23 protein-coding genes are annotated in these 26031 nt (G+C 70.6%); 12 read left to right on the forward strand and 11 right to left on the reverse strand.

The window, feature by feature from the left end; genetic code table 11:
• Positions 1-52 precede the first annotated feature (52 nt).
• From ACSYGN_RS15435 to ACSYGN_RS15445, 3 genes are all read left to right on the forward strand, one after another.
• On the forward strand, positions 53-1030 hold the full coding sequence (locus ACSYGN_RS15435) for a glycosyltransferase family 2 protein (RefSeq protein ID WP_460395945.1): 978 nt from the start codon (positions 53-55) through the stop codon (positions 1028-1030).
• Positions 1027-2361, forward strand: a complete 1335-nt coding sequence (locus ACSYGN_RS15440; protein ID WP_460395947.1) for a polysialyltransferase family glycosyltransferase — start codon at positions 1027-1029, stop codon at positions 2359-2361. The genes ACSYGN_RS15435 and ACSYGN_RS15440 overlap by 4 nt, the downstream gene beginning before the upstream one ends.
• A 356-nt stretch (positions 2362-2717) precedes the next feature.
• Positions 2718-3914 (forward strand): acyltransferase family protein, encoded by a 1197-nt coding sequence (locus tag ACSYGN_RS15445; RefSeq protein WP_460395949.1) that lies wholly within the window; start codon positions 2718-2720, stop codon positions 3912-3914.
• A gap of 302 nt (positions 3915-4216) precedes the next feature.
• Here the strand turns inward: ACSYGN_RS15445 and ACSYGN_RS15450 are convergent, their stop codons facing one another.
• The 3 genes from ACSYGN_RS15450 to ACSYGN_RS15460 all read right to left on the reverse strand — a co-directional run bounded on the left by ACSYGN_RS15450 (position 4217) and on the right by ACSYGN_RS15460 (position 6820).
• Positions 4217-4477, reverse strand: a complete 261-nt coding sequence (locus ACSYGN_RS15450; RefSeq protein ID WP_460395951.1) for a LysE family transporter — start codon at positions 4475-4477, stop codon at positions 4217-4219.
• Positions 4470-5129 (reverse strand): leucine efflux protein LeuE, encoded by a 660-nt coding sequence (gene leuE / locus ACSYGN_RS15455; RefSeq protein ID WP_460395953.1) that lies wholly within the window; start codon positions 5127-5129, stop codon positions 4470-4472. The genes ACSYGN_RS15450 and leuE overlap by 8 nt, the downstream gene beginning before the upstream one ends.
• Before the next feature lie 98 nt (positions 5130-5227).
• Entirely contained in the window at positions 5228-6820 is a 1593-nt protein-coding gene (locus tag ACSYGN_RS15460) for an acyl-CoA mutase large subunit family protein (RefSeq protein ID WP_460395955.1), read from the reverse strand.
• Positions 6821-6992: 172 nt separating this feature from the next.
• On the opposite strand from ACSYGN_RS15460, the gene ACSYGN_RS15465 reads away from it, so the two are divergent.
• A complete protein-coding gene (locus ACSYGN_RS15465) occupies positions 6993-7904 on the forward strand; it encodes a L,D-transpeptidase family protein (RefSeq protein ID WP_460395957.1) in 912 nt (303 codons plus the stop codon).
• A 412-nt stretch (positions 7905-8316) separates the two neighbouring features.
• Here the strand turns inward: ACSYGN_RS15465 and ACSYGN_RS15470 are convergent, their stop codons facing one another.
• Together ACSYGN_RS15470 and ACSYGN_RS15475 are read right to left on the reverse strand one after the other, a co-directional pair.
• Positions 8317-9426 (reverse strand): hypothetical protein, encoded by a 1110-nt coding sequence (locus tag ACSYGN_RS15470; protein WP_460395959.1) that lies wholly within the window; start codon positions 9424-9426, stop codon positions 8317-8319.
• On the reverse strand, positions 9426-10088 hold the full coding sequence (locus ACSYGN_RS15475; RefSeq protein ID WP_460403486.1) for an RNA polymerase sigma factor: 663 nt from the start codon (positions 10086-10088) through the stop codon (positions 9426-9428). The genes ACSYGN_RS15470 and ACSYGN_RS15475 overlap by 1 nt, the downstream gene beginning before the upstream one ends.
• Positions 10089-10572: 484 nt before the next feature.
• Between ACSYGN_RS15475 and ACSYGN_RS15480 the strand changes: the two genes are divergently transcribed.
• Complete coding sequence (locus ACSYGN_RS15480; RefSeq protein ID WP_460395961.1) at positions 10573-11145, forward strand: Uma2 family endonuclease; 573 nt, start codon at positions 10573-10575, stop codon at positions 11143-11145.
• A gap of 61 nt (positions 11146-11206) precedes the next feature.
• On the opposite strand, the gene ACSYGN_RS15485 is transcribed toward ACSYGN_RS15480, so the two are convergent.
• The gene (locus ACSYGN_RS15485; protein ID WP_460395963.1) at positions 11207-12013 is read right to left on the reverse strand and encodes a hypothetical protein; all 807 of its coding nucleotides are present in this window, start codon (positions 12011-12013) and stop codon (positions 11207-11209) included.
• Between the two features lie 75 nt (positions 12014-12088).
• Complete coding sequence (locus ACSYGN_RS15490; RefSeq protein ID WP_460395965.1) at positions 12089-12736, reverse strand: RNA polymerase sigma factor; 648 nt, start codon at positions 12734-12736, stop codon at positions 12089-12091.
• Positions 12737-13365: 629 nt separating this feature from the next.
• On the opposite strand from ACSYGN_RS15490, the gene ACSYGN_RS15495 reads away from it, so the two are divergent.
• Entirely contained in the window at positions 13366-16047 is a 2682-nt protein-coding gene (locus ACSYGN_RS15495) for an FG-GAP-like repeat-containing protein (protein WP_460395967.1), read from the forward strand.
• 135 nt (positions 16048-16182) lie between these two features.
• Here ACSYGN_RS15495 and ACSYGN_RS15500 read toward each other — a convergent pair whose 3' ends face one another.
• Both ACSYGN_RS15500 and ACSYGN_RS15505 read right to left on the reverse strand, forming a co-directional pair.
• Complete coding sequence (locus ACSYGN_RS15500) at positions 16183-17655, reverse strand: DHA2 family efflux MFS transporter permease subunit (protein ID WP_460395969.1); 1473 nt, start codon at positions 17653-17655, stop codon at positions 16183-16185.
• 92 nt (positions 17656-17747) lie between these two features.
• On the reverse strand, positions 17748-18161 hold the full coding sequence (locus ACSYGN_RS15505) for a hypothetical protein (protein WP_460395971.1): 414 nt from the start codon (positions 18159-18161) through the stop codon (positions 17748-17750).
• A gap of 290 nt (positions 18162-18451) precedes the next feature.
• Between ACSYGN_RS15505 and ACSYGN_RS15510 the strand changes: the two genes are divergently transcribed.
• The gene (locus tag ACSYGN_RS15510) at positions 18452-18985 is read left to right on the forward strand and encodes a DUF1877 family protein (RefSeq protein ID WP_460395973.1); all 534 of its coding nucleotides are present in this window, start codon (positions 18452-18454) and stop codon (positions 18983-18985) included.
• Between the two features lie 169 nt (positions 18986-19154).
• On the opposite strand, the gene ACSYGN_RS15515 is transcribed toward ACSYGN_RS15510, so the two are convergent.
• Together ACSYGN_RS15515 and ACSYGN_RS15520 are read right to left on the reverse strand one after the other, a co-directional pair.
• Complete coding sequence (locus ACSYGN_RS15515; RefSeq protein ID WP_460395975.1) at positions 19155-19748, reverse strand: hypothetical protein; 594 nt, start codon at positions 19746-19748, stop codon at positions 19155-19157.
• A 255-nt stretch (positions 19749-20003) separates the two neighbouring features.
• A complete protein-coding gene (locus tag ACSYGN_RS15520; RefSeq protein WP_460395977.1) occupies positions 20004-21659 on the reverse strand; it encodes a family 20 glycosylhydrolase in 1656 nt (551 codons plus the stop codon).
• Between the two features lie 154 nt (positions 21660-21813).
• Between ACSYGN_RS15520 and ACSYGN_RS15525 the strand changes: the two genes are divergently transcribed.
• From ACSYGN_RS15525 to ACSYGN_RS15545, 5 genes are all read left to right on the forward strand, one after another.
• Positions 21814-22404, forward strand: coding sequence for a 2-oxo-4-hydroxy-4-carboxy-5-ureidoimidazoline decarboxylase (locus tag ACSYGN_RS15525; RefSeq protein WP_460395979.1), 591 nt, complete (start codon positions 21814-21816; stop codon positions 22402-22404).
• A 213-nt stretch (positions 22405-22617) separates the two neighbouring features.
• Entirely contained in the window at positions 22618-22998 is a 381-nt protein-coding gene (gene sdhC / locus ACSYGN_RS15530; RefSeq protein ID WP_460395981.1) for a succinate dehydrogenase, cytochrome b556 subunit, read from the forward strand.
• Between the two features lie 5 nt (positions 22999-23003).
• Positions 23004-23486 (forward strand): succinate dehydrogenase hydrophobic membrane anchor subunit, encoded by a 483-nt coding sequence (locus tag ACSYGN_RS15535; RefSeq protein WP_460395983.1) that lies wholly within the window; start codon positions 23004-23006, stop codon positions 23484-23486.
• 23 nt (positions 23487-23509) lie between these two features.
• Positions 23510-25264 carry a succinate dehydrogenase flavoprotein subunit gene (gene sdhA / locus ACSYGN_RS15540; protein WP_460395985.1) on the forward strand — a complete coding sequence of 585 codons (1755 nt, stop codon included), beginning with the start codon at positions 23510-23512 and terminating at the stop codon, positions 25262-25264.
• On the forward strand, positions 25264-26025 hold the full coding sequence (locus ACSYGN_RS15545; protein ID WP_460395987.1) for a succinate dehydrogenase iron-sulfur subunit: 762 nt from the start codon (positions 25264-25266) through the stop codon (positions 26023-26025). The genes sdhA and ACSYGN_RS15545 overlap by 1 nt, the downstream gene beginning before the upstream one ends.
• Positions 26026-26031 lie beyond the last annotated feature (6 nt).

The raw sequence follows: 26031 nt of genomic DNA on the forward strand, positions 1-26031 counted from the left end.
TATCAAGGCAACGGTCAAGACGAATGACGGGCTTCGCCCTAACGTCCCATGCGTGGTCAAGCTCTCCGTCATCGTGCCGTTCTACAACGTGCAGCAATACGCGCCAGACACCCTGAGGAGCCTGCGTGCGAACGCACGTGAGGACTTCGAATTCATTCTCGTCGACGACTGCTCGCGCGACGAGACGCCGGACATCCTCGCGCGCGCGGAGCGGGAGCTCCCCGGCGCGGTGTACGTCCGGCACGAGAAGAACGGAGGACTGGCCACCGCCCGCAACACCGGTATCGACAAGGCGCGCGGCGAGTACCTCACCTTCCTCGACGGCGACGACTGGCTCGCCCCGGGTTACTACCCCCAACTGGTCTCCGCAATGGAAGAGTTGGGGTGTGACTTCATCCGCACCGACCACGTCCAGTGCACCGCGCGGGCACGCGTCGTGCACCGGGTGCCGGTCGGCCACCGGGGTGTGGTGATGAACCCCAGGGACGCGATCCTGCCCTCCGACCGCTCCACCTCGGTCGACTACGCCTACGCCTGGGCGGGCGTCTACCACCGGCGGCTGGTGGACCAGGGTCTGGTGCACTTCACCGACGGGCTGCGCACCGCCGAGGACCGGCCGTGGATCTGGAAACTGCACCGGGAGGCGAAGTCCTTCGCCGCGGTGAGTCTGCTGGGCGTTTTCTACCGCCGGGGTGTCGCCTCGTCGCTCACCCAGATCGGTGACGTCCGTCAGCTCGATTTCATCCGCGCGTTCGACGAGGTCGTCGAGGAGACCGCGCAGGACCCGGACGCGGACAAACTGCTGCCGAAGGCCGTCCGCACCTATTGCGCCATCATTTCCCATCATCTGGGATCCATCGAAAGGTTCGAGCCACCGGTGGCGAGAAAACTCAAGTCCCTCAGCGCCGTCGCCCTGCGCCGGATGCCGCAGGACATCCTGGAGGAGGCGCTGGACTCCATGGACATCGAGCGCGCCTCCCGGCTGCGCCGGCTGCGCCGCCGTCCCGTCGGTACGGGGGCAGCCGCGTGACCACGCAGATCTTCCAGGCGTCGACGCTCTACGGCACCGCCACCCTCGCCGCCGCCCTCGACTCCGGCTGCTTCGGTCCCGCCGACCGCCGCATCCTGCTGGTCTGCAACAACGCGGCGACACCCGAGACGACCCCCGGCATCGACGAGATGCCCGGCTTCGACCGGCTGCGCGAGCGGTTCGACGAGGTGCTGTCGTACAACGAGACCATCTCGCCCTTCCACCCGGGCGGCTGGGCCCCCCGCATGGACGACCTCGTGCTGTGGCAGCGTCATCTGCGGCTCGCCTGGCAGCTCGGCGACGACGACATCGAGCTCGCCGTGGAGTCCATCCAGGTCAACCCGTCGCTGGGCCTCGCGCAGATCTTCACCGGCGCCCCCGTCACGGTCTACGCGGACGGCCTGATGAGCTACGGCCCCACCCGCAACAAGATCGACCCGCTGGTCGGCACCCGCGTCGACCGCCTCCTCCACCTGGACCTGGTGCCCGGTCTGGAGCCGCTCCTGCTCACCGAGTTCGGAGTGCCCGCGGAGCTGGTGCCGACCCCCGCCTTCACCAAGGTGCTCACCGAACTCCTCGACACCGGCGACGGTCTGCCGCAGATCGAGGAACCGGCCCTGCTGCTCGGCCAGTACCTCTCCGCGCTGGAGATCCTCACCGCCGAGGAGGAGGAGAACCTGCACATCCGTATGCTCAAGGGCGCCCTCGCACTCGGTCACACCCGCGTGGTGTTCAAGCCGCACCCCACCGCACCGGCCCGCTACACCCGCAGCCTGGAGCGCGCGGCGGAGGAGGCCGGCGCCGAACTCACGGTCATCGACACCCCGGTCCTCGCCGAGATGCTGTACCAGCGGATGCGCCCGGCACTCGTCGTGGGCTGCTTCTCCACCGCCCTGCTCACCGCGTCGGCGCTCTACCGGCTGCCGGTCGCCCGGATCGGCACCGAACTGCTGATGGACCGGCTGACCCCGTTCGAGAACAGCAACCGCGTGCCGGTGACGATCGTCGACGCGCTGCTGCCCGAGCTGACGGACCGGGGGGCCGTCACCGAGCAGCGCCGCGGCATGGACGCGGCCACCCTGGGTCCGCTGCTGCGCGCCGTCGGCTTCGCGATGCAGCCGAAGATCCTTCCCGAGCTGCGCGTGGAGACCGAGCGGTATCTGGCGAAGCATCTGAACCCCCGCGTCCTGCGCTACTTCAAGCGCAAGCGGCTGACCTCGCTCGCCCTGCCCGGCGGTGTACCGGCACAGCTCGCGTTCATCCCGCGCAACGCCACGGTGCGCCGCGTCGCCCGCAAAGCCCGCAGCCTGCGGCGCGCGGTGAGCCGCTGAACTGCACTGAGTCGCTGAACTGCACTGAGTCGCTGACGCGGCCTGTAAACGGGGCCGTTCCCGATCGGGGAACGGCCCCTGTGTCTTTTCCGGATGACGGATGTTCATCTGCTGCCACCTGCCGTTCATTCACCGCCGCCCACCGCACCGGAAATCGGCGCGAAGGGTGGAGAAATCCCAGAGTGAAAACGACGTACAGATGAACGGAATTCGACCGACAGGCGAATCGTCTGCTTGTCAATCAAGCCGATCCTGTGTTTTACCGAGGCACCGGTAAGGTGACACAGGCACCCCACAGACCTGAGCTGAATCGGCCGGGCTGAAACCACCGTCACCGGGTAAGGGCCCCCGCAACCATGTCTGCGATTCCCTCCACTTCCGCGCCTCCCGCTCCCGCCGCGCACCCCGCCGTACCGGGTCCCGCCGCCGCCCCGGCCGAAGGCCGTCGCGGCCGGAGTGCGCGCGGCGGTTCCGACCGGCTGCTCGCTCTCGACGGGCTGCGGCTGCTGGCGGCCCTGATGGTCTGCCTCTACCACTTCACCGGCCGGGGCGGCACCGTCAGCGACTCCTGGCACGCGACACCGGCGCATCTGTTCCCGGGTCTGGCCCGGTTCTCGGTCTACGGCTGTCTGGGCGTGCAGTTCTTCTTCGTCATCAGCGGCTTCGTGATCTGCATGAGCAGCTGGGGCCGGACCATGGGCGACTTCTTCCGCTCCCGGGTGGCCCGGCTCTACCCCGCCTACTGGGCGGCGCTGGTGATCATCACCGCCGCATCCATCGCGCTGCCGGTCGTGGTCCGGCCGCTGCGGCTGGACGACTTCCTGGTGAACCTGACGATGCTCCAGCAGCCGGTGGGGGTGCCCCGGGTGCTCGGGGTGTGCTGGACGCTGTGGGTGGAGGTGCGGTTCTACGCGCTGTTCGCGCTGCTGGTGGTCCGGCGGGGCGTCACCTACCGGCGGGTGGTGCTGTTCTGCTCCGTGTGGACGCTGGCCGCCGTCCTCGCCGGGGTCACCCACAACCCGCTGATCGACGAGGTGGTGATGAGCGAGTACGCCCCGTTCTTCGTGGGCGGTCTCGCGCTGTACCTGATCCACCGCTTCGGCAGCGATCTGCTGCTGTGGGGCATCGTGGCGATGTCCTGGCTGCTCGGTCAGCACTACGCCATCGCCGGGCTGTACCACCCCTTCCCGACCAGCGGCGGCATCCATCGCGATCCGCAGGTGATCCTGCTGTTCGTCACCCTCGCCTTCGCCGCCGTGGCGGTCGTGGCGCTGGGCTGGACGCGCTGGGCGCGCTGGCCCTGGCTGGCCACCGCGGGCGCCCTGACGTACCCCTTCTATCTGATCCACGAGCACCTGGGCTGGTTCGTGATCCGCGTGCTGCACCGCAAGCTGGGTCTCGCCCCGTGGCCGACGCTGGCGGTGACCGTGCTCGGTCTGCTGACGCTGGCCTGGCTGATGCACCGCCTGGTGGAGAAGCCGCTCGGGCCGCGGCTGAAAAGGAGCCTCAAGCCGGAGAATCTGGGCCTCGGTTCATCCCGGGCAGGGATGTGACTCAGAGCCCCGAACAAAAGGGGAGTCCGATCAGCTCGCGGCGTCTGGTGCGTGCGATCGCAAGGCGCCGGAAGGTCCTCGATGGGGGTCCCCCCTGCTCGAGCGCAGCCGAGAGCTTGGGGGAGGAGCTACTAGGGCCTTTCGGCAACGCGGCGAGCGTGCGTGCCAGACGCCGCGAGCCGGGCGCCCCTTTTGTTCGGGGCTCTCAGGCTTCGGAGTCAGCCGTCAGCGGCCGGTAACGGCTGATACGGCGCATCCGTGTACGCACCCGCACCCGCGTACCGGCAGCCCGCCGCACCCGCTCAGGCGCTGGCCAGCGTCAGCTTCACCGCGAAGCCGATGAACAGGGCACCCGCCGCCGAGGTCGCCGTTGCCGCGAGGCGTCTGCGGCGGCGGAAGGCGGCGGCGAGGCGGGTGCCGCCGAATATCAGGGCGCTGAGGCAGAGCACGCTGGCCAGCTGGGCGAAGGCGCCGAGCACCACGAAGGACAGCGCGGGGTAGGCGTAGCCCGGGTCGACGAACTGCACGAAGAACGTTCCAGAGTCCAACCGCGCGCTACGCACTCGCCAGGGTCAGCTTGACTGCAAAGCCCATGAAGAGCACTCCGGCCGCCGAGGTGGCACCCGCCGCCAGGCGGCGACGCTGTCGGAAGGCTGCGGCAAGCCGCGTCCCGCCGAAGATCAGGGCCGACAGATACAGCACGCTCGCGAGCTGGGCGAAGGCGCCGAGCACCAGGAAGGACAAGGCGGGGTAGGCGTAGTCGTCTGAGACAAACTGCACGAAGAAGGCGATGAAGAACAGGGTCGCCTTGGGGTTGAAGAGACTGACGACCAGCGCCCTGCGGTACACCCGCTCCTGGGCGGGGCCCGCGGCCGTGGCCTGCTGCTCGTCGGCGAGCTGCTTCTCCCGGCGCGTCCGCCACATCCCCCAGGCGGCCCGCAGCATCCCCACGGCCAGCCAGGTCAGATACCCGGCCCCCGCGTACTTCACGATCCCGAACAGCACGGCGTTGGCCTTGAGCAGCGAGGCGACGCCGGCGGCGGAGAGCGTCATCAGCACGGTGTCCCCGCAGAAGACCCCGGCCGCGGCGGTGTACCCCGCGCGCACCCCGCGGCGGGCGGCGACGGACAGGACGTAGAGGGAGTTGGGCCCCGGCAGGAGGATGATCAGGACAAGCCCTGCCAGATAGGTGGGGAGATGGATGACACCGAACATGGAAGGGAGTGTCGCACGGGGGTACGACATTCCGTCCCGGAGTCCCGCAGTGCGGTCAGCGGCGGACCATTCGGAGCACCGCCCGTGAGCCGCCCCGCTCAGAAGGTGTCGCTCGGAGGTGTCTCATACGACCCCCACACCTCGCGCAGCGCACCGCACACCTCGCCCACCGTCGCCCGGGCCCGCAGGGCCTCCTTCATCGGGTACAGCACGTTGTCCCGGCCCTCGGCTGCCTTCCGGAGCTCCAGGAGCGCGGCGTCGACGGCGGCGGGGTCGCGGGCCGCGCGCAGGGCGGCGAGGCGTCGGGTCTGCCGGGTCTCGATGGCGGGGTCGACGCGCAGCGGCTCGTAGGGCTCCTCCTCGTCGAGGCGGAAGCGGTTGACGCCGACCACGATCCGCTCCCCCGAGTCCGTCTGCCGGGCGATCCGGTAGGCGCTGTGCTCGATCTCGCCCTTCTGGAAGCCGTGTTCGATGGCGGCGACCGCGCCGCCGATGTCCTCGACCTTGCGCATCAGCTCCAGTGCCGCCGCCTCCACGTCGTCCGTCATCGACTCGATCGCGTACGACCCCGCGAACGGGTCCACCGTCGCCGTCACATCCGTCTCGTGGGCGAGGACCTGCTGGGTGCGCAGGGCCAGGCGGGCGCTCCTGTCGGTGGGCAGGGCGATCGCCTCGTCGAAGGAGTTGGTGTGCAGCGACTGGGTGCCGCCCAGCACCGCGGCCAGCGCCTGCACGGCCACCCGGACCAGATTCACCTCGGGCTGCTGCGCCGTCAGCTGAACGCCCGCCGTCTGGGTGTGGAAGCGCAGCATCCACGACCTGGGGTCCTTCGCGCCGAAGTCGTCCCGCATGACCCGCGCCCAGATGCGCCGGGCGGCGCGGAACTTGGCGACCTCCTCCAGGAGCGTCGTACGGGCGACGAAGAAGAACGAGAGCCGCGGGGCGAAGTCGTCCACGTCCATCCCGGCGTCGACCGCCGTGCGCACGTACTCGATGCCGTCGGCGAGGGTGAAGGCGATCTCCTGTGCGGGGGACGCGCCCGCCTCCGCCATGTGGTAGCCGGAGATCGAGATGGTGTTCCACCTCGGCAGCTCGGCCTTGCAGTACTTGAAGATGTCGGCCGTCAGCCGCAGCGAGGGCTTGGGCGGGAAGATGTACGTCCCGCGCGCGATGTACTCCTTGAGCACGTCGTTCTGGATCGTGCCGGTCAGCCGGCCGGCGCTCACGCCCTGCTCCTCCGCGACCAGTTGGTACAGCAGGAGCAGCAGGGCGGCGGGGGCGTTGATCGTCATCGACGTGGAGACCTCGCCCAGCGGGATCCCGTCGAACAGCACCAGCATGTCGTCGAGCGAGTCGATCGCCACGCCCACCTTGCCGACCTCACCGTGCGCGACGGCGCTGTCGGAGTCGTGGCCCATCTGGGTGGGCAGGTCGAAGGCGACGGACAGACCGGTGGAGCCGCCCGCGATCAGCTGCTTGTAGCGGGCGTTGGACTCCGTCGCGGTGCCGAAACCGGCGTACTGGCGCATCGTCCAGGGGCGGCCCGTGTACATCGTCGGGTACACCCCGCGCGTGAAGGGGTACGCCCCCGGCTCGCCCAGCCGTCCGGCCGGGTCCCAGCCCGCGAGGGCCTGCGGGCCGTACACCGGCTCGACCGGCAGTCCCGACTCCGATTCGTGCGCCGTCGCCATCGTCCGCCTCCCGCCGTGCGGTGCCTCGGTCCGGGGGCTCGCTCGCCACCGTGCCCCTCACCACCATGCCCCGGGATCCCGGCCCGGTCACGCCGGGGCAGGCATCAGAAGCAGGGGCATGGGGGAGGTCCAGGGGTATGGGAGGGGCATGGGCATGGGGAGGGGCAACGCCATGGGGAAGACGTTCACCGCCGTCGTCGGTGCCGCCGCGTCGGCCGTCGCGCTCGCCGTGGTGACCGCGGGTTGCACCGTCCAGCCGACGGACGCCGACGGCAAGCACCGGCTGCCGGTACACGTCGAGCTGCCGTCCGCGACGCCGTCCGGGACGCCGTCCGGTCCGTCGGGCGGCAGTGCGGGCGTCGGCGCGGGCGACAGTGCCGGGAGCGGGGCAGGCGGCGGGTCGGGGGGCGGAGCCGGGGGCGGGGCGAGCCGTACGCCGGTCACCGCTGAGTCACCGGTCCTGTGGTCCCGTGGCGACAGCGGGCCCGATGTGCGTGAGCTCCAGGCACGGCTGCGGCAGCTGGAGTGGCTGTTCGACGGACCGACGGGGACCTACGACGATCTCACCGAGGCAGCCGTCAAGGGCTTCCAGGGCAGGCGCGGGCTGCCACGGACCGGGAAGACGGACTCCATGACCTGGCGGCGGCTGCTGAGCATGACACGCCAACCGGGCCAGTGGGAGCTGTATCTGATGGGTGGTCAGCCTGCCGGTCCGCCCGATACGCGCTGTCTGACCGGGCGGGTGCTGTGCATCGACAAGACCACCCGCACGCTGCGCTGGATGATCGGCGGCCGGACCGTCTCGACCATATCGGTGCGCTTCGGCTCGCAGTACACACCCACCAGGGAAGGGGTGTTCAGCGTCTACTGGAAGTCACGGAACCATGTGTCGACGCTCTACGACTCCCCCATGCCGTACGCGATGTTCTTCAGCGGCGGCCAAGCCGTGCACTACTCCTACGACTTCGCGGCGCGCGGTTACGCGGGCGGCTCGCACGGCTGCGTCAACGTCCGTGACGAGGCGGCGATCTCAGAGCTGTTCGCCGAGGTGCGGGTGGGCGACAAGGTCGTCATCCACCGCTAGTGCCCCAACAGGCAACGTTCGCCCCGTCGCGACGTCCGGCACGCACTCTCGCCGCACCGGGCACAAGCCCAAGTACGTCCAGTACGAGGGCTTGCGCCCGGCACGCCGAGAGCACGCACCGGACGCCGCTCCTTGACGGGCAAACGTTGCCTGTCGCGGCCCTAGGACATGCGCGGTTGTGGCTGAAGGTGTTGATGGGGCGCGGGCGGGACCGGGGGAACGTGTCCCGCCCGCGCCATATGCACGAGCCGTAGGTACGGGGGGAACCCCGGCTCTGTGCGAGGGCCGATGACCAGTCGGCTCATCCAGTACTGCGTTGCCGGAGCTGAAAATGTCACACCCCTCCGGAAAAAAGTTCCGGGAAGGTGGTGGCGGAGGCATCGGCGCAGTTCAGAGGCGGTTCAGGCGCAGTTCAGAGCGCGCTGTACGTCGGGTCCGGCGACGGGATGACGGAGGTGCCCGTGCCCTGCGGGGCGGCCGGGGTGCGGCGGGACGGGTGCGAGGGCGGGCCGAAGGCGGCCGGGGCGGGCGTCAGGGCGGTGCCGTCCCGGTGGTGGTGGTAGTGGCCACCGTGGCCCCCGCGTATCGGACCGTCGTCGTCACCGCCGTTGCCGTTCTGGTTGCCCTGCTCCCCCTGGCCGCCGCCGTTGGCGTTGCCGTTGCCCTGACCGCCGCCGTCGGCATTGCCGTTGCCGTTGCCGTTCGAGGAACCGCTGCTCTCCCCCGCGGACTTGAGGACGCCCCGGCAGTACCTCCACACCCGGGACGCCCCGCCCGCCGCCTCCTCCAGCGCGCGCTTGCGGCCGACGCCGAGGTTCTTGCCGTGCCGCAGGTCGCGGCAGGCCGCGGTGGCACCCCTCCACCCGCTGGTCTTCCCGCCGGGCGGCGCGGCGGCGCCGGTTTCGGCACCGGCGGTCGAGCCGTCCCGGGCCGGGCCACCGCCGCCGTTGCCGTTCGACGGGGTGCCGGTCGAGGGGGCGCCGGAGCCGCCGCCGGCGGTGCCGTCCGGGGTGGCGGAACCGGCGGTGGGATCGGGGGTGACGGGGGCCGAGACACTGGCGGCGGGACCGGGGTCGGTGTGGTCGAACGGTCCGGGGATGACCCCGGTCGCGGCCAGCGCGGTGGCGCCGCCGAGCGAGCCGAGCAGCAGCGCGGCGGCGAGCCCGAGGCGTACCGGGCGGCGCCGGCGGGAGCGCGCGGGGCCGTACCCGGCGCGGGCCGGACCCCCTATCCGGACCAGGCCGACGTCACGGGACGGGTCACCGCCGGTGACGGCCAGGTCGGCGGCGTCGCTCGCGCGTGCCTCGGCGGCCTTGCGGAACGCGGCCACCGCGGCGGCCTCACCGGGCAGCTCACCGCTGGCCGGGATGTCCGGCACGGACAGCGCGTCAAGGGTCTTGGCAAGCCGTTCTGCCTGGTCACGGGCCGACGCGTCGACAGATTCGACGGCTTCGACGGACTCGCCGCGCAGCAGGCGTTCGGCCGTTTCGCGGTTCAGCCATCTGTACTGCTCGTCGGCCATCACATGTCCTTCTGCGTCCGCGGACGCGGATGCGTCACAGTGGCGGACGTCACCGCGCGGTCACGCGGTTCTCGCTGGGGTGGCAGGGCGCCGAGCACACCGGCCGCTTCCGGATCGGCGCCGATCAGCTCCGCGAGCCGCTTCAGACCGCGGTGCGCGGCCGTGCGTACGGCACCGGCGCGCTTGCCGAGGGTCTCCGCGGCGGTCTTGGCGTCGAGCCCGACGACCACCCGCAGCACGACCGCCTCGGCCTGGTCCTGCGGCAGTTGGGCGATGAGGGAGAGGGTGCGGTCGGTGGTGAGCGCCTCGATGGCCTCGCCCGCGGTGTCCGACGGGGCGGCCCGGCCGGTCAGTTCGGTCTCGTCACCGCCGATCGCCGGGCGCCGGCCGCGCATCCGGATGTGGTCGAGGCCCCGGTTGCGGGCGATCCGTGCCGCCCAGCCCCGGAACCGGTCCGCGTCGCCGGAGAACCGGTCGAGGTCCCGGGCGATCTGGAGCCACGCCTCGGACGCCACGTCCTCGGCGTCCGTCTCACCGACCAATGTGCGTACGTACCCGAGCAGCCGCGGGTGCACAGCGCGGTACACAGTCCGGAACGCGGTCTCGTCCCCGTTCTGTGCCGCAAGCACCGCGGCGGTCAGCTCCGCGTCGTCCCCCAGCACCCGCATGCCCCTCTAGGCCCCGTCCAGCGCCCCCGAATGTGTGGGGCGGCAGTCCGTCTCAGGTCGATCGGCCTTTCCGCGCCCGGCGCGAAGGGCACGTTACGACCTCGGTCCGTTCCTCGTCCATGTCTGTCCGTGTCAGTCCAACATGCAAGTAACTCAAATCGAGGTGGGGTGTGACAGAAAACGCACCCCTGGCGCTGTAGGGAGTACGGGTCGCCATGCGACCCGTGCCGTGCGACGGCCGGGGCCTCTCCTGTGGGGGGTGGCGGCCCCGGCCGTCGTCTCGGTTTTGCCGCCCTGACCTGCGACGATTCGGGCATTACCCGACGCTGCCAGCAACCGCGTGAGGGCCCGCCACCACCACAGCGACTGCCGCTCGTCGAGGAGCAGCATCAACTACGCTGACGCCAGGTGCATGGCCCGTCTAGAAATCCGGGATCAAGGCCCCTGACCGCTCCCTTTGCAGCGCATGGAGGAAGCCATGACCGCCGAACTCCCCGACTGGATGATCCCGCCCAGGCCCAGCGGCTGGGAAGCCGACGACCTCGACCACCTCCCACAAGCACCGCGGCACACCGAACTGATCGACGGAGCCCTGATTTTCATGATGTCGCCGCAGCGGTCCTGGCACTCTCGGCTCGTAGAAAGTCTCACTTTCGCCCTGCGGCAGGCCGCCCCCGCCGGGTTCGAGGTCGAGCGCGAGATGACCGTACGGCTCGACAACAAGAGTCGCCCCGAGCCCGACATCCTGGTCACCACCGCCGCCTACGACCCTGACCGCACCTGGTACGCACCCGATGACATCCCTCTCGTCATCGAGGTCGTCTCGGAGGAATCCGCCGACCGCGACCGGTCCCTCAAGCCCTTCAAGTACGCACAGGCCAAGATCACCCATTTCTGGCGAATCGAGGACGAGGCCGGGGCCCCCGCCGTCCACATCTACGAACTCGACGCCATGACCAACTCGTACGTGCCCACCGGCATCCACCGGGACCGACTGAAGATCTCCGTACCCTTCCCGCTCGACATCGATCTCAACGCCCTCGTGCCCTGACCGCCGGTCATCGGGCCCGTTCCTTGCTTCGCCAAGCACCTGCACAAGGCCCGGCAGCGGTTCACCCCTTGCCGGGAGTCTTGGTCGCCTTCTTGTCGCTGTTCCCGTTCGCGTTGCCCGAGTCGGAAGCGTTGCCGTTGCCGCCGCCGTTCGCGTTCCCGCCCGTCGTGGCCGTCGACCTGGGGTTCGCGTCGGACGTGGAGTTCGGGTTGGCGCCGGTGGTCTTGGCGGCCTTGTCCTGTGCGGCACGGGCCAGTTGGTCGGCGCAGTAGGCCTCGACGTTCGCCGTACCGCCCGCGGCGTCCACCAGCCGCTGCCAGGCCGTGGAGTCGAGTGCCTTGCCACGATCCTTGACCTGCTCGTAGGCCCGGCAGTGGGCCGCGGTGTCCTGGGCGGTGTCCGGGCGGCCGGTGCTCGCGGAGCCGGAGGGCGCGCCGCCGTCCGCCGTAGCACCGGACGAGCCGTCCCGGGCACCGGCCGAGGGGGTCGTACCGCCAGGGTGCGCGCCGTCGTCCTCACCGGAGCCTCCGGCGCCGATACCGGCGTAGGCGACACCGCCGAGGGTGAGTCCGGCGACGGCCACGGAGAGGGTGACCTTCAGCGAGCGCCGGTTGCGGCGCGTCTCGCGGGGCCGCCAGTCGTCGCGGCCCCGGGGGCGCGCGGTGAGCGCGCCCGCGTCCCGGGCGGCGCTGAACGCCGCCACGGCCCGCTGCTCGGCCACGGGGTCCACCTCGTCCGCGCGGATCGCGGCGGCCAGCAGCGCCTCCAGACCGCCGTCGGCCGTCACCCGCCGGGTGCCGGGCACGGAGCCGTCGGGGTGCGCATGGCGACGGCCCGGCACCCCGTCACCGCTCTGCCGATCACCCATGTCCGTTCCCGTTCCTGTCAGGTCGCTGTGACCCATGCGATCTACCGGATCTATACGGCTTCCCGCCATGACTGTTCATTTCGACTCCCCCAGCGTCCGGGGGGCCTCATCCGTCACACCCTTGTTCGTCACACGTTCGTCCGAAGGGGTCTCGACACCGAGTCGGCGCGCGAGCCGTTTCAGTCCCCGGTAGGCGGCGGTGCGCACCGCGCCGGGGCGTTTGCCGAGGACCCGGGCTGCGGAGGGGCCGTCGAGGCCCACGACGACCCTCAGCAGCACCGCCTCCGCCTGATCGCGCGGCAGCTCACGGACCAGGCCGAGCGCGTGCGCGGTGGACATCGACTCCAGTGCCTGCTCATGGGTGCTGTGGGGTCCGGGCAGATCCAGCAGCTCGGGTTCCAGCCCGGCCGAGCGGGGCCGTACCTTCTGGCGGCGCAGATGGTCCAGGGCCCGGTGCCGGGCGATGGTGGCGGTCCAGCCGCGGAATCCCGCGCCGTCACCCCGGAACCGGCCCAGGTCGCGGGCTATCTCGAGCCAGGCGTCGGAGGCCACGTCCTCGGCGTCGTCGCCGACGATGCCGCGCAGATAGCCCAGCAGCCCCGGCTGCACAAGCCGGTAGGCGACCGCGAAAGCCGTCTCGTCACCTTCCTGGGCCCGCGCGACCGCCGCCCCCAGTTCCCCGTCGTACGCCTGTGCGCGTCGCGGTACCCCTCCGTGGCCCAAGAACCGTCCTCGTCCGTACCGAGTTCGTGCCGAATCCACTACCGGATCCACTACCGGATCCACCCCGTGCGACACGGCAACCCGCGCACACGCCCCAAGCTCAACAGCGCCACAGCCCAAACAAACGTCACACTCCCCCAGGCCGAGTCCCGATGCAGCCGCGCCGCCAGGGTCTGCGTGACGATCCCGGAGCGACACGCACCGTCAGCCGACGCCAACCACAGCCGGCCGCCGACAGAAACGGGCCACTCCTCACAAGGTCATCGCCGCGCCCTTTTCGTCATCTTGCAGACGTACTAGGACTTGTTGCCTGTCGGGGTCGTAGGTGGCGGGCCGACAGCAGTCACCCGTGCTCACCACCCGCCCACGGCACTCCCACCGCTTCACGTCCTACGGGACGAGTCTGACGGTCAGCAGGGTGCCGAAGGCCAGGCCGGGCTTTCAGCGCATACCGTCCGCCGGGTACGGCCGTTGACGCCCGCCTCGAAGAGGCCGAGCAAAGCGAGTGACATCTGGCCACGGCTATGCGCTCTGTAAGTGCCACCTGTGAAGGGTGGTGTCTTCGAGTTCCATGTGCAGGGGTGGGATTGTTGAGTCCTCGCAGGACACATGTGTACAGGCCGCTCAGTATGAAGCGCAGGGCATGGCTGACCCTCGGGGCCGTCGTGCTCGGCGGCACAGGTGCCGTCACCTACGCGCTGGCGGACCCGGGCGGCGCGGGGGGCGGGAAAGGGCAGGCGCGGAAGGCGTCCGTGCACACGATCCGGCTCGCCCAGCACCCGAGCGGGCGGCGCGATCTGGCGCAGCAGACCACGGATCGCTTCAGCGCGGTGCTGCTGACCTGGGACGATCCCGATGCCAAGGCCAAGGGCACGCCCGAGGTGCGGGTCCGGGACCGTACGACCCACGCCTGGGCGCAGTGGCAGGCGCTGGCGGACGACCCGTACCAGGCCGACGGCGCGGAGGCACGGGCCACCGACGCCGCGCGCGGCGGTACCGCCTCGCTGTGGACCGGCGACTCCGACGGCATCCAGGTGCGCCTGGTCGGCAAGGGCGGCACGGAGGCGACGGGCCAGCCGGCCGGCATGGACGTACGGCTCCTCGACCCGGGCACCGACCCGCACGGGACGGCGACCCAGCCCGCGGCGTACGTGGCAGCGGGGGCGACGGACTCCCCCAGCGACACGCCGAGCGACACCCCGAGCAACACGCCGCTGCCCTCGGACTCCCCCGCAGACAGCGCGACACCCACCGACACACCCACCGGCGCGTCCACCGACACACCCACCGGCACGCCCGTGGACAGCGCGTCCCCCACCGACTCGGCCTCTCCGTCCGACACGGTCTCCCCCTCCCCCACCTCGACCGTCCCGACCGCCCGCCCCTCCACCGTCGTGAAGCCGCCGATCATCACGCAGGCCCAGTGGGGCGCGTCCACGAAGTACAACGGCACGCCGGAGTACGGCACCGAGATCAAGGCGGCCGTGGTCCACCACACCGGTGTGGACAGCGACAACGGCCTGTCCTGCGCCTCCTCGGCGGCCCGGCTGCGCTCCATCCAGCAGGAGCACATCGCGCGCGGCTACTTCGACCTCGGCTACAACTTCGTCGTCGACCGCTGCGGCCAGATCTTCGAGGGCCGCAGCGGCAGTGCGGACCTGCCGGTCATCGGCGCGCACGACGTCGGCTTCAACACGAACACCGTCGGCATCTCGTACATCGGCAACTTCATGACCGCGACACCGAGCCGCGCCGGGCTGGACGCGATCGCGCGGATCGTGGCCTGGAAGTTCGGGATGTACGGCATCGATCCGACCGGCAAGGTGACGCTGACCTCCGGCAGTGCCAAGGGCCAGGACGGCAACCTGATCGAGAAGGGCACGTCGATCACGGTGCCGCGGGTCCTCGGCCACCGGAACACCAACGCCACCGCCTGCCCCGGCGACCGGCTCTACAAGCAGCTCGGCCGTATCGCCACCCTGGCCAAGACCCCTGGCGTCTCGCATGCCCTGGCCACCTCGGACTTCAACCGTGACGGCATCGCCGACCTGGTCGCGGGCACCCCGCGCGCCAACTCGGTGACCGTCGTACCGGGCGGCGACGACGGTCCGGTCGCGGCGGCGCGGCGCACCATCACCCAGAACAGCGCCGGCGTCCCCGGCAGTTCCGAGACCGGAGACGACTTCGGCGCCGCGACCGCCTGGGGAGACGTCAACGGCGACGGCATCGCCGACCTCGCGATCGGCGCCCCCGGCGAGGACGACACCAGCGGCCACCCGGACCGGGGCGGGGTGACCGTGCTCTACGGGCCGGGTCTGAACTCCGGTTTCTCCTACGCGACCTCCGGGGTCACGGCGACCGGTGCCAAGCTCGGCTCCGCCGTCACCGTCGGGGACTTCAACGGCGACGGCAAGGCGGACGTGTTCTCGGCGGGCACCGGCCAGGGCGGCAGCTACCACGTGCGGCTGACCGACGGCCGTACCAGCTACGGCACCCTCACCACCGCCACCGGCGCCGTCTCGTACCTCGACGCGGCCACCGGCGACTTCAACCGGGACGGCTACGCCGACGTCGCCCTCAACTACCGCGACACCGCCGGTACCGGCCGTGTCGTCCGGTTCACGGGCTCGGCGACCGGGCTGGTCAAGGCCGGGGTGATCTCCGTCAAGGGCGGCCGCGCGATCGCCGCGGGCGACGTGAACGGCAACGGCTACGACGACATCGTCATCGGCCAGCCCTCCGCCACCGAGTCGGGCGGCGCGTCCGGCGGCCAGGTGACCATGGTTCCGGGCACCGCCACCGGGTTCACCACGACCGGCATGACGGTGATCCAGCAGGGCACGGCCTCGGTGCCCGGCGGCAACGAGTCCGGCGACGCCTTCGGCAGTTCCGTCGCGGTCGGGGACTTCGACGCCGACGGCTACGCGGACGTCCTGGCCGGTGTCCCCGGCGAGGATCTGACGCGCGGCGGGGTGAACCAGGCCGACGCGGGCAACGCGGTGCTGATCAAGGGCAGCGCCACGGGGCTCACCGGCACCGGCTCGGTGGCCGTCTCGCAGGACACGGCCGGTGTCCCCGGCAGCACAGAGAGCGGCGACCGGTTCGGCTCGGCGGTCTCACTGGCCGACCTGTCCGGGTACGGCCGGGCCGACCTGGTCTTCGGCGCCGAGGGCGAGGACAGCGGCGACGGTGTCCTGATGTACACCCCGAGCGGCGGCAGCGGCCTCGGACTGGCGCAGACCGTGGCGCTCACCAGGTCGGCGCTCGGTCTGACGGCGGGGAAGCATCTGGGGCAGACGCTGACGCCGTAAGCCCGGAACGGGAAAACCACGGGGACCGGCCCGGGTCCCCGCCTGATGGGCGGGGACCCGGGCCGGTCCCGTTCGCGGAAGTCCGGTGCGGGGAACAGGCACCGTCTCACGTACGGCGAAGGGGCGGCCCCAGTCTCACGTGGCGCTCTCCACCGGCTGCGGCACCGCTTCCTCCGCCCTGTGGGGCATCGGCGCGTGGGGCGCGTCGATGACCACGGCCGCGATCAGGGCGGCCAGCAGCAACGAGCCCATCGCCCACCAGGTGGCCACGTTGAAGCCGTGCACGGTGGCCTGGGCCTGGAGCAGCCGCCTGTCGGCGCCGGGAGCGGCGTGGGCGGTGAGGTAGCGGGTGGTGACGCTCGCGGCGATCGTGTTGAGCAGCGCCGTACCGATCGAACCGCCCACCTGCTGGGCCGTGTTGAAGGTCGCGGACGCGGCGCCGGAGTCCTGCGGCGCGACACTGCCGGTGGCCAGCGAGACGGACGTCATCATCGCCGTGCCCATACCGAGGCCGAGCATCAGCATGCCGGGCAGGATGTGCGAGGCGTACGCCGGTTCCACGCCCACCTGGGCGATCAGCGCCAGCGCGCCCGCCGCGACCAGCAGACCGGGGACGATCAGCAGGCGCGGCGGCACCCGGTTGAGCAGCCGGGCGGCGACCTGCGTGGAGCCGATGACCATGCCGACGGTGATGGGGAGGTAGGCGACACCCGTCTTGACCGGCGAGTATCCGATGACGCCCTGCATGTAGTAGGTCAGGAAGAGGAAGACGCCGAACATGCCGACGGTGACGAGCAGAACGGTGCAGAACGCGCCGATGCGCTGCCGGTCCTTGATCACCGTCATCGGCAGCAGCGGCACCCGCGCCCGGGTCTGCCACAGGCCGAAGAGGCCCAGCAGGAAGACGCCGCCGAACAGCAGTCCGAGCACCACTCCGTCGCTCCAGCCGCGGGACTCGGCCTCGGAGAAGCCGTAGACCAGCGAGAGCATCCCGGCGGAGCCGAGCAGCGCGCCCGGCACGTCGAGACGGGCGCCCGGGTACCGCTGGACGGGGGCCAGCAGGGTCCAGGCGCCGGCGAACGCGACCAGCGCGATGGGCACGTTGACGTACAGGCACCAGCGCCAGTTCAGATACTCGGTGAGGAAGCCGCCCGCGAGGAGTCCGATGGCGGCGCCCGCGCCGATGATGGCGCCGAAGACGCCGAACGCCTTGCCGCGTTCCTTGGGATCGGTGAACGTCGTCGCGAGCAGCGACAGCGCGGAGGGCGCGAGCAGCGCGGCGAAAACGCCCTGGAGGGCGCGGGCCCCGAAGAGCATCGCCGAACTCTGCGCCGCGCCACCGATCGCGGAGGCTGCGGCGAAGCCCAGAAGCCCGATCATGAACGTCTTCTTGCGGCCCGCCAGGTCGGCGACCCGGCCGCCGAGCAACAGCAGCCCGCCGAACGCCAGGGTGTAGGCGGTGATCACCCACTGGCGGTTCGCGTCCGACATGCCGAGTGCGCGTTGCGCGGACGGAAGGGCGATGTTCACGATGGTCATGTCGAGTACGACCATCAGCTGGGCAAGCGCGATGACGACCAGCGCCCACCAACGACGATTGTCGGCCATGGGCCCATCCTGCGCCCGGCATCGCCGATTTGGGAACGCTGGCGTCTCTTATTACCGCGTTTTTGCCGAGTGTTCGGCTCTGGGACTCACGCCTACGCCTGCCCCTGCCAGCCTTCCGTGGCATCCATGACATCCGTGGCATCGCGGCACAGCAGTCGCAGCGACCCGTACCCGGCGAAACAGCGGCGGGCTTCCTCGATCGGGTCCCACAGCCTGCCGTCCGGCGTACGGATACGGTGTTCGTCCTCGCCGACCCACTCACCGCCGGTCTGACGCACGATCACCTCCCCGGTGTACGCGCCGAACCCGCGCAGCACGCCGTCCATCGCCTGGTGGGGCGTGCCCTCCCGGCGCAGGTCGTCGATCATCCGGTCCACCCGCCACAGGCTCTGCGCCGAGTAGTCGAGGTACAACCGCGCGCCCTCGCGCATGGTCGCCACCATGTCCGCCGCCCACCGCATCGGCTTCGCCGCGGTGTGGCTCCGGGTCTCCTGAACTGCCGTCACAGTCGTCACATAGGGAAGAGCGAGGTCAGGGGCGCATTCGTCACCCGCGATCCGGAATCCGCCTAAGCGCTCCGCTGGGAGTGCCGCGATGTGCCGTTTGTCGTCTGCGGCACCGTCGTGGCTGGTCGCTCCCCCAAGCTCTCAACTTCGTTCGAGCAGGGAGGTACCCCCATCGCGGCGGAGCCGCATGTCGATGCAGCCCCGCTTCAGGGCGCTTTCGGTCCGGGTCTCGCTTACGCGCCGCCCCTCCCCCGGCCGGTCACCCGCGTGTCACCAGCACGTTCGTGGCGATGGTGACGCCCGGCCCGGCCCGTGCGCTCCTTCTGGTGATGAACACGTACTTCCATCTGCGCGCGGTGCCCCCGCCGGCCCTGCGCAACAGCGCCAACTGGATGCGGAAGCTGTTCGACGACGACTGGGACACCGTACGTTTCCGGGTCGACCGGCATCTTGAGGGACTGCTGGACCGGCATTACCTCGACCACGACCTGCTGTACGCCGGCACACCGCCCTTCCACGACGAGGAGGGCCCGCGGGCCCAGGTGATCCTCGGCGGCCGACCGGTGTTCACGGCCGACCAGGCCGAACCGCCGTTCCTGCTGCTCACCGCGCCGCAGGTGGTGCGGGTCTCGGCATTCCTCGGCTCGGCCGACTTCGAGTCGCTCTGGCGGCTGGCCCGCACCGATCTGCTGCCCCGCTACGGCGGCACCGCCGCTGAGCCCCGCACCCGCCGGGTGTTCGAATCCGCGCACGACAGCCTGACGGCGTTCTACCGGCAGACCGCGACCTACGGCGACGCGGTGGTGAAGTGGCTGCTGCTCTGAGACCGGGCGCGCCGCCCTCGGCCGACCTGTCGGCACTCCGGCGCCCGCCGGGTCTCCCGGGTCGGGTGGGGTTCGGGGTCTTCGCCCCCGCCGCCCCTTCCCGTTCCCGACCCTGGGGGCTCCGCCCCCAGACCCCCTATCGGCCCTCCTCCGGGCCGCGCCGGTATTCCTACGCCCGGCTCCTCGCCCGGCGGTGCACCACCGCGCGCAGCACCCGGCGCCCCTCCGTGGACACCTCCAGCGCCGGACGCAGCCCGGCCGCGCCGTGCTCGGCGAGCAGTTCGAGTACGGCGATCTGGCGCCGCAGCTCGACCGCGACCAGCGGCGACATGCCCTCGGCCACGCCCTCACGGCACTGGTCGAAGGGGGGCTCGGAGTCCTCGGCGGGGCCGAGCAGATGATGGATCCGCAGCGCGGTCACGGAGCAGTCGTCGGCCCAGGCCCGCAGGGCGTCCGGGGTGCGCTCGACGGGCACGGCGGCGAGCATGCCGCGGGCGAGCAGCACAGCCTCGTCCCCCTCGCAGCCCTCGGCGCTCCCTGCACTCCCTGCGCTCCCTGCACTCTCGGTGTCCAGTTCGGTGCGCGCCCGGTCAACCAGCTCGCCCCACTCCCCGCTGCCGGGTTCGCCGGTCAGGCACGTCCACAGCGGCCGCAGCACGTCATCGTCGCCGCCGAGCAGAGGCACGCACCGATCCAAACAAGCCAGTCCGCTCGCGGCCAGGCCACGTTCATCGGCCTGCGCGACCAGTTCCACCAGGCTCATCCACGCCTCCCAAGACGGGGCACCATTCCGGTACGGAGCCCGCACTTCGCTTACCGTGCGCGACGGTCCATGAGCATCACGGAACATCGCGCCAAGGCGGCCGAGCATACGGAAGAAGAACTTTTCGGCCAATGGCCGATCACACCGGGAGGCGTTCGCTCAGAGCATAAGATCACCGGTCGCGCACACTTGATCGCCCCCCGCGCACATTCGGGAGCGCCCGCCGCGGGCCGGGGAAACCGGGCAAAGGGGGCTTCAGCCCAGCCGGCCGGCGAGCTTGCGGAAGTCCGTCCACGACAGCTTCGGCGCGCCCGGGTCCCACAGTTTCTGGATCGTCGCCCGCAGCGGCATACGGATGCCGGCGGCCACCTGGTCCTGGGTCTGGGAGCCCGAGAGGTCGCACCACACGGCGAAGGAGCCGCCGAGGATCTGGCCGTCGTAGCGGGACGGCACGGCCGTGCTGCCGCGCAGCACCCGCGGGTTCCACTGCTCGTAGATGCGCTGTCCCGTCGGGTAGACGAAGGTCTGCGGCTGGCCGAGCACGTAATAGAGGTACTCGTCGTTGTAGTTGACGACCTTGCGTCCCGCGCTCAGATACTCCAGCGGCTGCCGGGCGCCGTACTCCTTGCCGGTCCAGTAGGCGACCTGGAGGTCCTTGGCGGGCGCGACCGAGGTGCCCCGGAAGAAGCCGTCGTTCCACACCCGCATGGTGGCGTGCCGGGGGCGGACGGTGGCGGCGCGGGCGTTGAGCCAGCCGGTGGTCAGGTCGGAGACGGTGCCGGAGGAGCCGTACTTCTGCTTGGCCGCGGCGGCGAGCTGCGGGTAGGAGGCGGCCGGGTCGCTCGCCATCAGCGCCTGGTACTCGTCGCCGCCCAGATGCCAGGAGCCGCCGGGGAACAGCAGGGCGTACTCCTCCAGCAGATCGTCGACGATCTTCGCGGCGGCGGGCTTGGAGATGTCGATGGTGCCGCGCGGCGCCGTGCCCCGCACACTGCGCAGCTGGAGGTCGGGGTGGGCGGCGATGACGGCGCCGAGGTGGCCGGGCGAGTCGATCTCGGGCACCACGGTGATGTGCCGGGACGCGGCGAGAGCGACGATCTTCCTGACCTCGGCCTTGGTGAGGTGCTGCGCCGAGACAATCTCCGGGTGCGAGGAGGACTCGATGCGGAAGCCCTGGTCGTCGGAGAAGTGCAGGCCGAACTGGTTGAACTTCAGATCGCCCAGCTCCCGTACCCGGTCCTCGATCCAGGCGGCGGTGAAATGCTTGCGCGCGGTGTCCAGCATGAGCCCGCGCACCGGCTTGGCCGGGGTGTCGCGCACGACGCCCTCCGGGGCCGTACCGCCGCCGTGCACCTCCTGCTTGAGGGTGCGGGTGCCGTAGAAGACGCCCGCGTCGGAGGGCCCGCTGATGCTGACCCGGCCGCCGCTCACCGTCATGGTGTACGACTCCGCGTTGCCGCCCACTCCGCCGCCGAGCGCCAGCCGTACGTCCCCGGGGCGTACGTCGGTGCGCTGCCCGGCGTAGTCCAGGCCCAGCTCACCGGCGATCAACTGCCCCTCGTCGGCCAGCTTGGGATCGCTCACCACGACGCGGTACGACTTCGAGGGACGCCAGCCAGGGCCACGGCCCGGGGTGTGGCTGCGCACGGCGGGGATGACCCGGGGTGTCGACGAGAGGGCGTAGGAGCGGGTCGGGCTCGGGGTCGCGGCCATTCCGTTCGCGGTGTCCTTGGTGCCCGACGAAGTGCCGGAGGCCCGGCCGCTCGCCGTGTCCGACGGCTTGCCGTCACCGCCGGAGGCGGCGATCCCGATACCGGCCCCGAGCGCGACGGTCGCCGCGAACACTCCGGCGACGACCGCGCGTCGCTGCTTCACATTCTTCGCCGGGGGTCGGCGTCGGTGCTGGCTCACCCCGCCAACCTATGCCCAACGGCTGACTCGGCTGTCCACTCGCTGTTTCAAAACTCTCTCGTCCGGGTGAAATCGGGGCATCTGTCGGACGCTCCGTGACCCCGGTCGATACCGTGTCATCACACCGTCCACAGGATCCTCTGCCGACACTCACGTGACGCTCACCGACCTGAACACCGCGCCCGCCGACGAGGCCCGCCGCACTCTGCTGGCCTGCCTGCCCTCACCCCGGTGGGCCGACCGGATGGCCGCGCACCGCCCCTATCCCGATGTGGCCGCCCTGCTGGCCGCGTCCGACGAGGCGGCGTACGACCTGACCCCCGAGGACCTCACGGCGGCACTGGGCCGTGAGCCGCTGCCCGGCGGCCCGCCGGACACGGCGAGCCCCGCGTACCCGCCGGCGAGCCCGGCGTATACGGCCAACCCCGTGTATACGGCCAACCCCGTGTATCCGACGAGCCCGGTGTATCCGACGAGCCCCGCGTACCCGTCGTACTCGACCTATCTGGCGGCCCGTACCGCCCTGAAGGCGGCCCACTCGGCGTACGCGGTGAAATTCGGACATCCGTTCGTCATCTGTCTGGACGACGTGGCGCCCGAGGAGGCCCTCAACCGGACCCTGGAGGGCATCCGGTCACGGCTGGCGAACGATCCGGACGAGGAACGGGTGGTCGCCGCGGAGCAGCTGCGGCGTCTGGCAAGGGCCCGACTGGGCCTCGTGCTGGCCCCTGGGCCCGACGCATGAGTCCCTTGGACCCCACACATAACCGGACACCCTATCCCAGACCCGGCGGCGCAGCTCACTCGTTCGGTGCCAGTTGGATCACACAACCGGCCCCCCACTGAGCAAGCGCCCAGCGGCTGGCTACGATGCTGGGGGCCGGTGGACCGTACCCGGCCGGGCCCGACCGACACCGAGCCGGCGCGGCCCTAGTCCCCGCTCCCGGAGGGTCCTTCCGTGCCGGCTGGAACGCTGTACCGCGGACGGGAAGGAATGTGGTCCTGGGTGGCTCACCGAGTCACCGGGGTCCTCATCTTCTTCTTCCTGTTCGTCCATGTGCTGGACACCGCGCTCGTCCGTGTCTCGCCCGAGGACTACGACAAGGTCGTAGCCACCTACAAGACGCCGATCGTCGGGCTGCTGGAGTACGGCCTCGTCGCCGCGATCCTGTTCCACGCGCTCAACGGCCTGCGGGTCATCGCCGTCGACTTCTGGTCGAAGGGCGCGCGCTACCAGAAGCAGATGCTGTGGTCCGTCGTCGGCGTCTGGGTCGTCCTGATGGCCGGCGCGATCTACCCGGTCCTCGGCCACGCCGCTCGTGTCCTGTTCGGGAGCTGACGCCCATGTCCACCACTGAGTCCCCCGCCTCCGGGATCGGTCCCGTCGAGAGCGCCTCGTACTACGACGTCGACCACCCGGCCCCGCTCATCGAGGCCCCGCGCAAGCGCACCGCGAAGACCCCCAAGTCCACCCGGGGCAACTTCGAGATGGCGGCCTGGCTGTTCATGCGGCTGTCCGGCGTGGTGCTGGTCGTCCTGGTCATCGGCCATCTGCTGATCCAGCTCGTGCTGGACGGCGGTGTCTCCAAGATCGGCTTCGCGTTCGTGGCGGGCCGCTGGGCCTCCCCGTTCTGGCAGGTCTGGGACCTGCTGATGCTCTGGCTCGCGATGCTGCACGGCGCCAACGGTCTGCGCACGGTCATCAACGACTACGCGGAACGCGCGAATACCCGGCTCTGGCTCAAGGGCCTGCTGTACACCGCCACGGTGTTCACCGTCGTACTGGGTTCGCTGGTGATCTTCACCTTCGACCCGAACATCCGCTAGTCACGGGGCTGAGGCAACCACCCATGAAGATTCACAAGTACGACACCGTCATCGTCGGCGCCGGCGGCGCGGGCATGCGCGCCGCCATCGAGTCGACGAAGCGCAGCCGCACCGCCGTACTGACCAAGCTCTACCCCACCCGCTCCCACACGGGCGCAGCGCAGGGCGGTATGGCCGCCGCGCTCGCCAATGTGGAGGAGGACAACTGGGAGTGGCACACCTTCGACACCATCAAGGGCGGTGACTACCTGGTCGACCAGGACGCCGCCGAGATCCTGGCGAAGGAGGCCATCGACTCCGTCCTCGACCTGGAGAAGATGGGCCTGCCGTTCAACCGCACCCCGAACGGCACCATCGACCAGCGCCGCTTCGGCGGGCACAGCCGCAACCACGGCGAGGCCCCGGTGCGCCGCTCCTGCTATGCGGCCGACCGCACCGGCCACATGATCCTCCAGACGCTGTACCAGACCTGTGTGAAGCACGGCGTGGAGTTCTTCAACGAGTTCTACGTCCTCGACCAGCTGATCATCGAGGTCGACGGCGTCAAGAAGTCGGCGGGAGTCGTCGCGTACGAGCTCGCCACGGGCGAGATCCACGTCTTCCAGGCGAAGGCCGTGATCTACGCGTCCGGCGGCTGCGGCAAGTTCTTCAAGGTGACGTCCAACGCGCACACCCTGACCGGTGACGGCCAGGCCGCGGTCTACCGGCGCGGACTGCCGCTGGAGGACATGGAGTTCTTCCAGTTCCACCCGACCGGCATCTGGCGCATGGGCATCCTGCTCACGGAGGGCGCCCGCGGCGAGGGCGGCATCCTGCGCAACAAGGACGGCGAGCGCTTCATGGAGAAGTACGCGCCGGTGATGAAGGACCTGGCGTCCCGCGACGTGGTGTCGAGGTCCATCTACACGGAGATCCGAGAGGGCCGCGGCTGCGGTCCCGAGGGCGACCACGTCTACCTCGACCTCACCCATCTCCCGCCGGAGCAGCTGGACGCCAAGCTCCCGGACATCACCGAGTTCGCGCGCACCTACCTGGGCATCGAGCCGTACACCGACCCGATCCCGATCCAGCCCACCGCGCACTACGCGATGGGCGGCATCCCCACCAACGTCCAGGGCGAGGTCCTCGCGGACAACACCACGGTGGTGCCCGGTCTCTACGCCGCCGGCGAGGTCGCCTGCGTCTCGGTGCACGGCGCCAACCGCCTCGGCACCAACAGCCTGCTGGACATCAACGTCTTCGGCCGCCGGGCCGGCATCGCGGCGGCGGAGTACAGCGACGGCGCCGAATTCGTCGAACTCCCGGAGAACCCGGCGGAGTTCGTCGTCTCGCAGATCGAGCAGCTGCGGACCTCCACCGGCAGCGAGCGGGTGGCGACCCTGCGCCGCGAGCTCCAAGAGGCCATGGACGCCAATGTGATGGTGTTCCGCACGGAGCAGACCATCAAGACGGCCGTGGACAAGATCGCCGAACTCCGCGCCCGCTACCGGAACGTGGCGATCCAGGACAAGGGCAAGCGGTTCAACACCGACCTCCTGGAGGCCATCGAGCTGGGCAACCTGCTCGACCTCGCCGAGGTCATGGCGATCTCCGCGCTCGCCCGCAAGGAGTCCCGCGGCGGTCACTACCGCGAGGACTACCCGAACCGCGACGACGTCAACTTCATGCGCCACACCATGGCGTACCGCGAGGTGGGCGACGACGGCGCCGAGTCCGTCCGGCTCGACTACAAGCCGGTCGTCCAGACCCGCTACCAGCCGATGGAGCGTAAGTACTGATGGCAACCCCCGTTCTGGACAAGGCGGAGTCGGCCGCCGCGGCCTCTCCCTACATCACGGTCACCTTCCGCATCCGCCGCTTCAACCCGGAGGTCGCGGCCGAGGCGGTCTGGGAAGACTTCCAGCTGGAGATCGACCCGAAGGAACGCGTCCTCGACGGCCTCCACAAGATCAAGTGGGACCTCGACGGCACGCTGACCTTCCGCCGCTCCTGCGCCCACGGCATCTGCGGCTCCGACGCGATGCGGATCAACGGCAGGAACCGCCTGGCCTGCAAGACGCTGATCAAGGACATCGACCCCACGAAGCCGATCACGATCGAGCCCATAAAGGGCCTCACGGTCCTCAAGGACCTGGTCGTGGACATGGAGCCGTTCTTCCAGGCGTACCGGGACGTCATGCCGTTCCTGGTCACCAAGGAGACGAACGAGCCCACCCGCGAGCGCCTCCAGACCGCCGAGGAGCGCGAGCGCTTCGACGACACCACCAAGTGCATCCTGTGCGCCGCCTGCACGTCGTCCTGCCCGGTCTTCTGGACCGACGGCCAGTACTTCGGCCCGGCGGCCATCGTCAACGCCCACCGCTTCATCTTCGACAGCCGCGACGAGGCGGGCGAGCAGCGCCTGGAGATCCTCAACGACCGCGACGGCGTCTGGCGCTGCCGCACGACCTTCAACTGCACGGACGCCTGCCCGCGCGGCATCGAGGTCACGAAGGCGATCGCGGAGGTCAAGCGGGCCCTGATCACGCGGCGCTTCTGACCGCGG

The organism is Streptomyces sp. YIM S03343 (assembly GCF_054729195.1).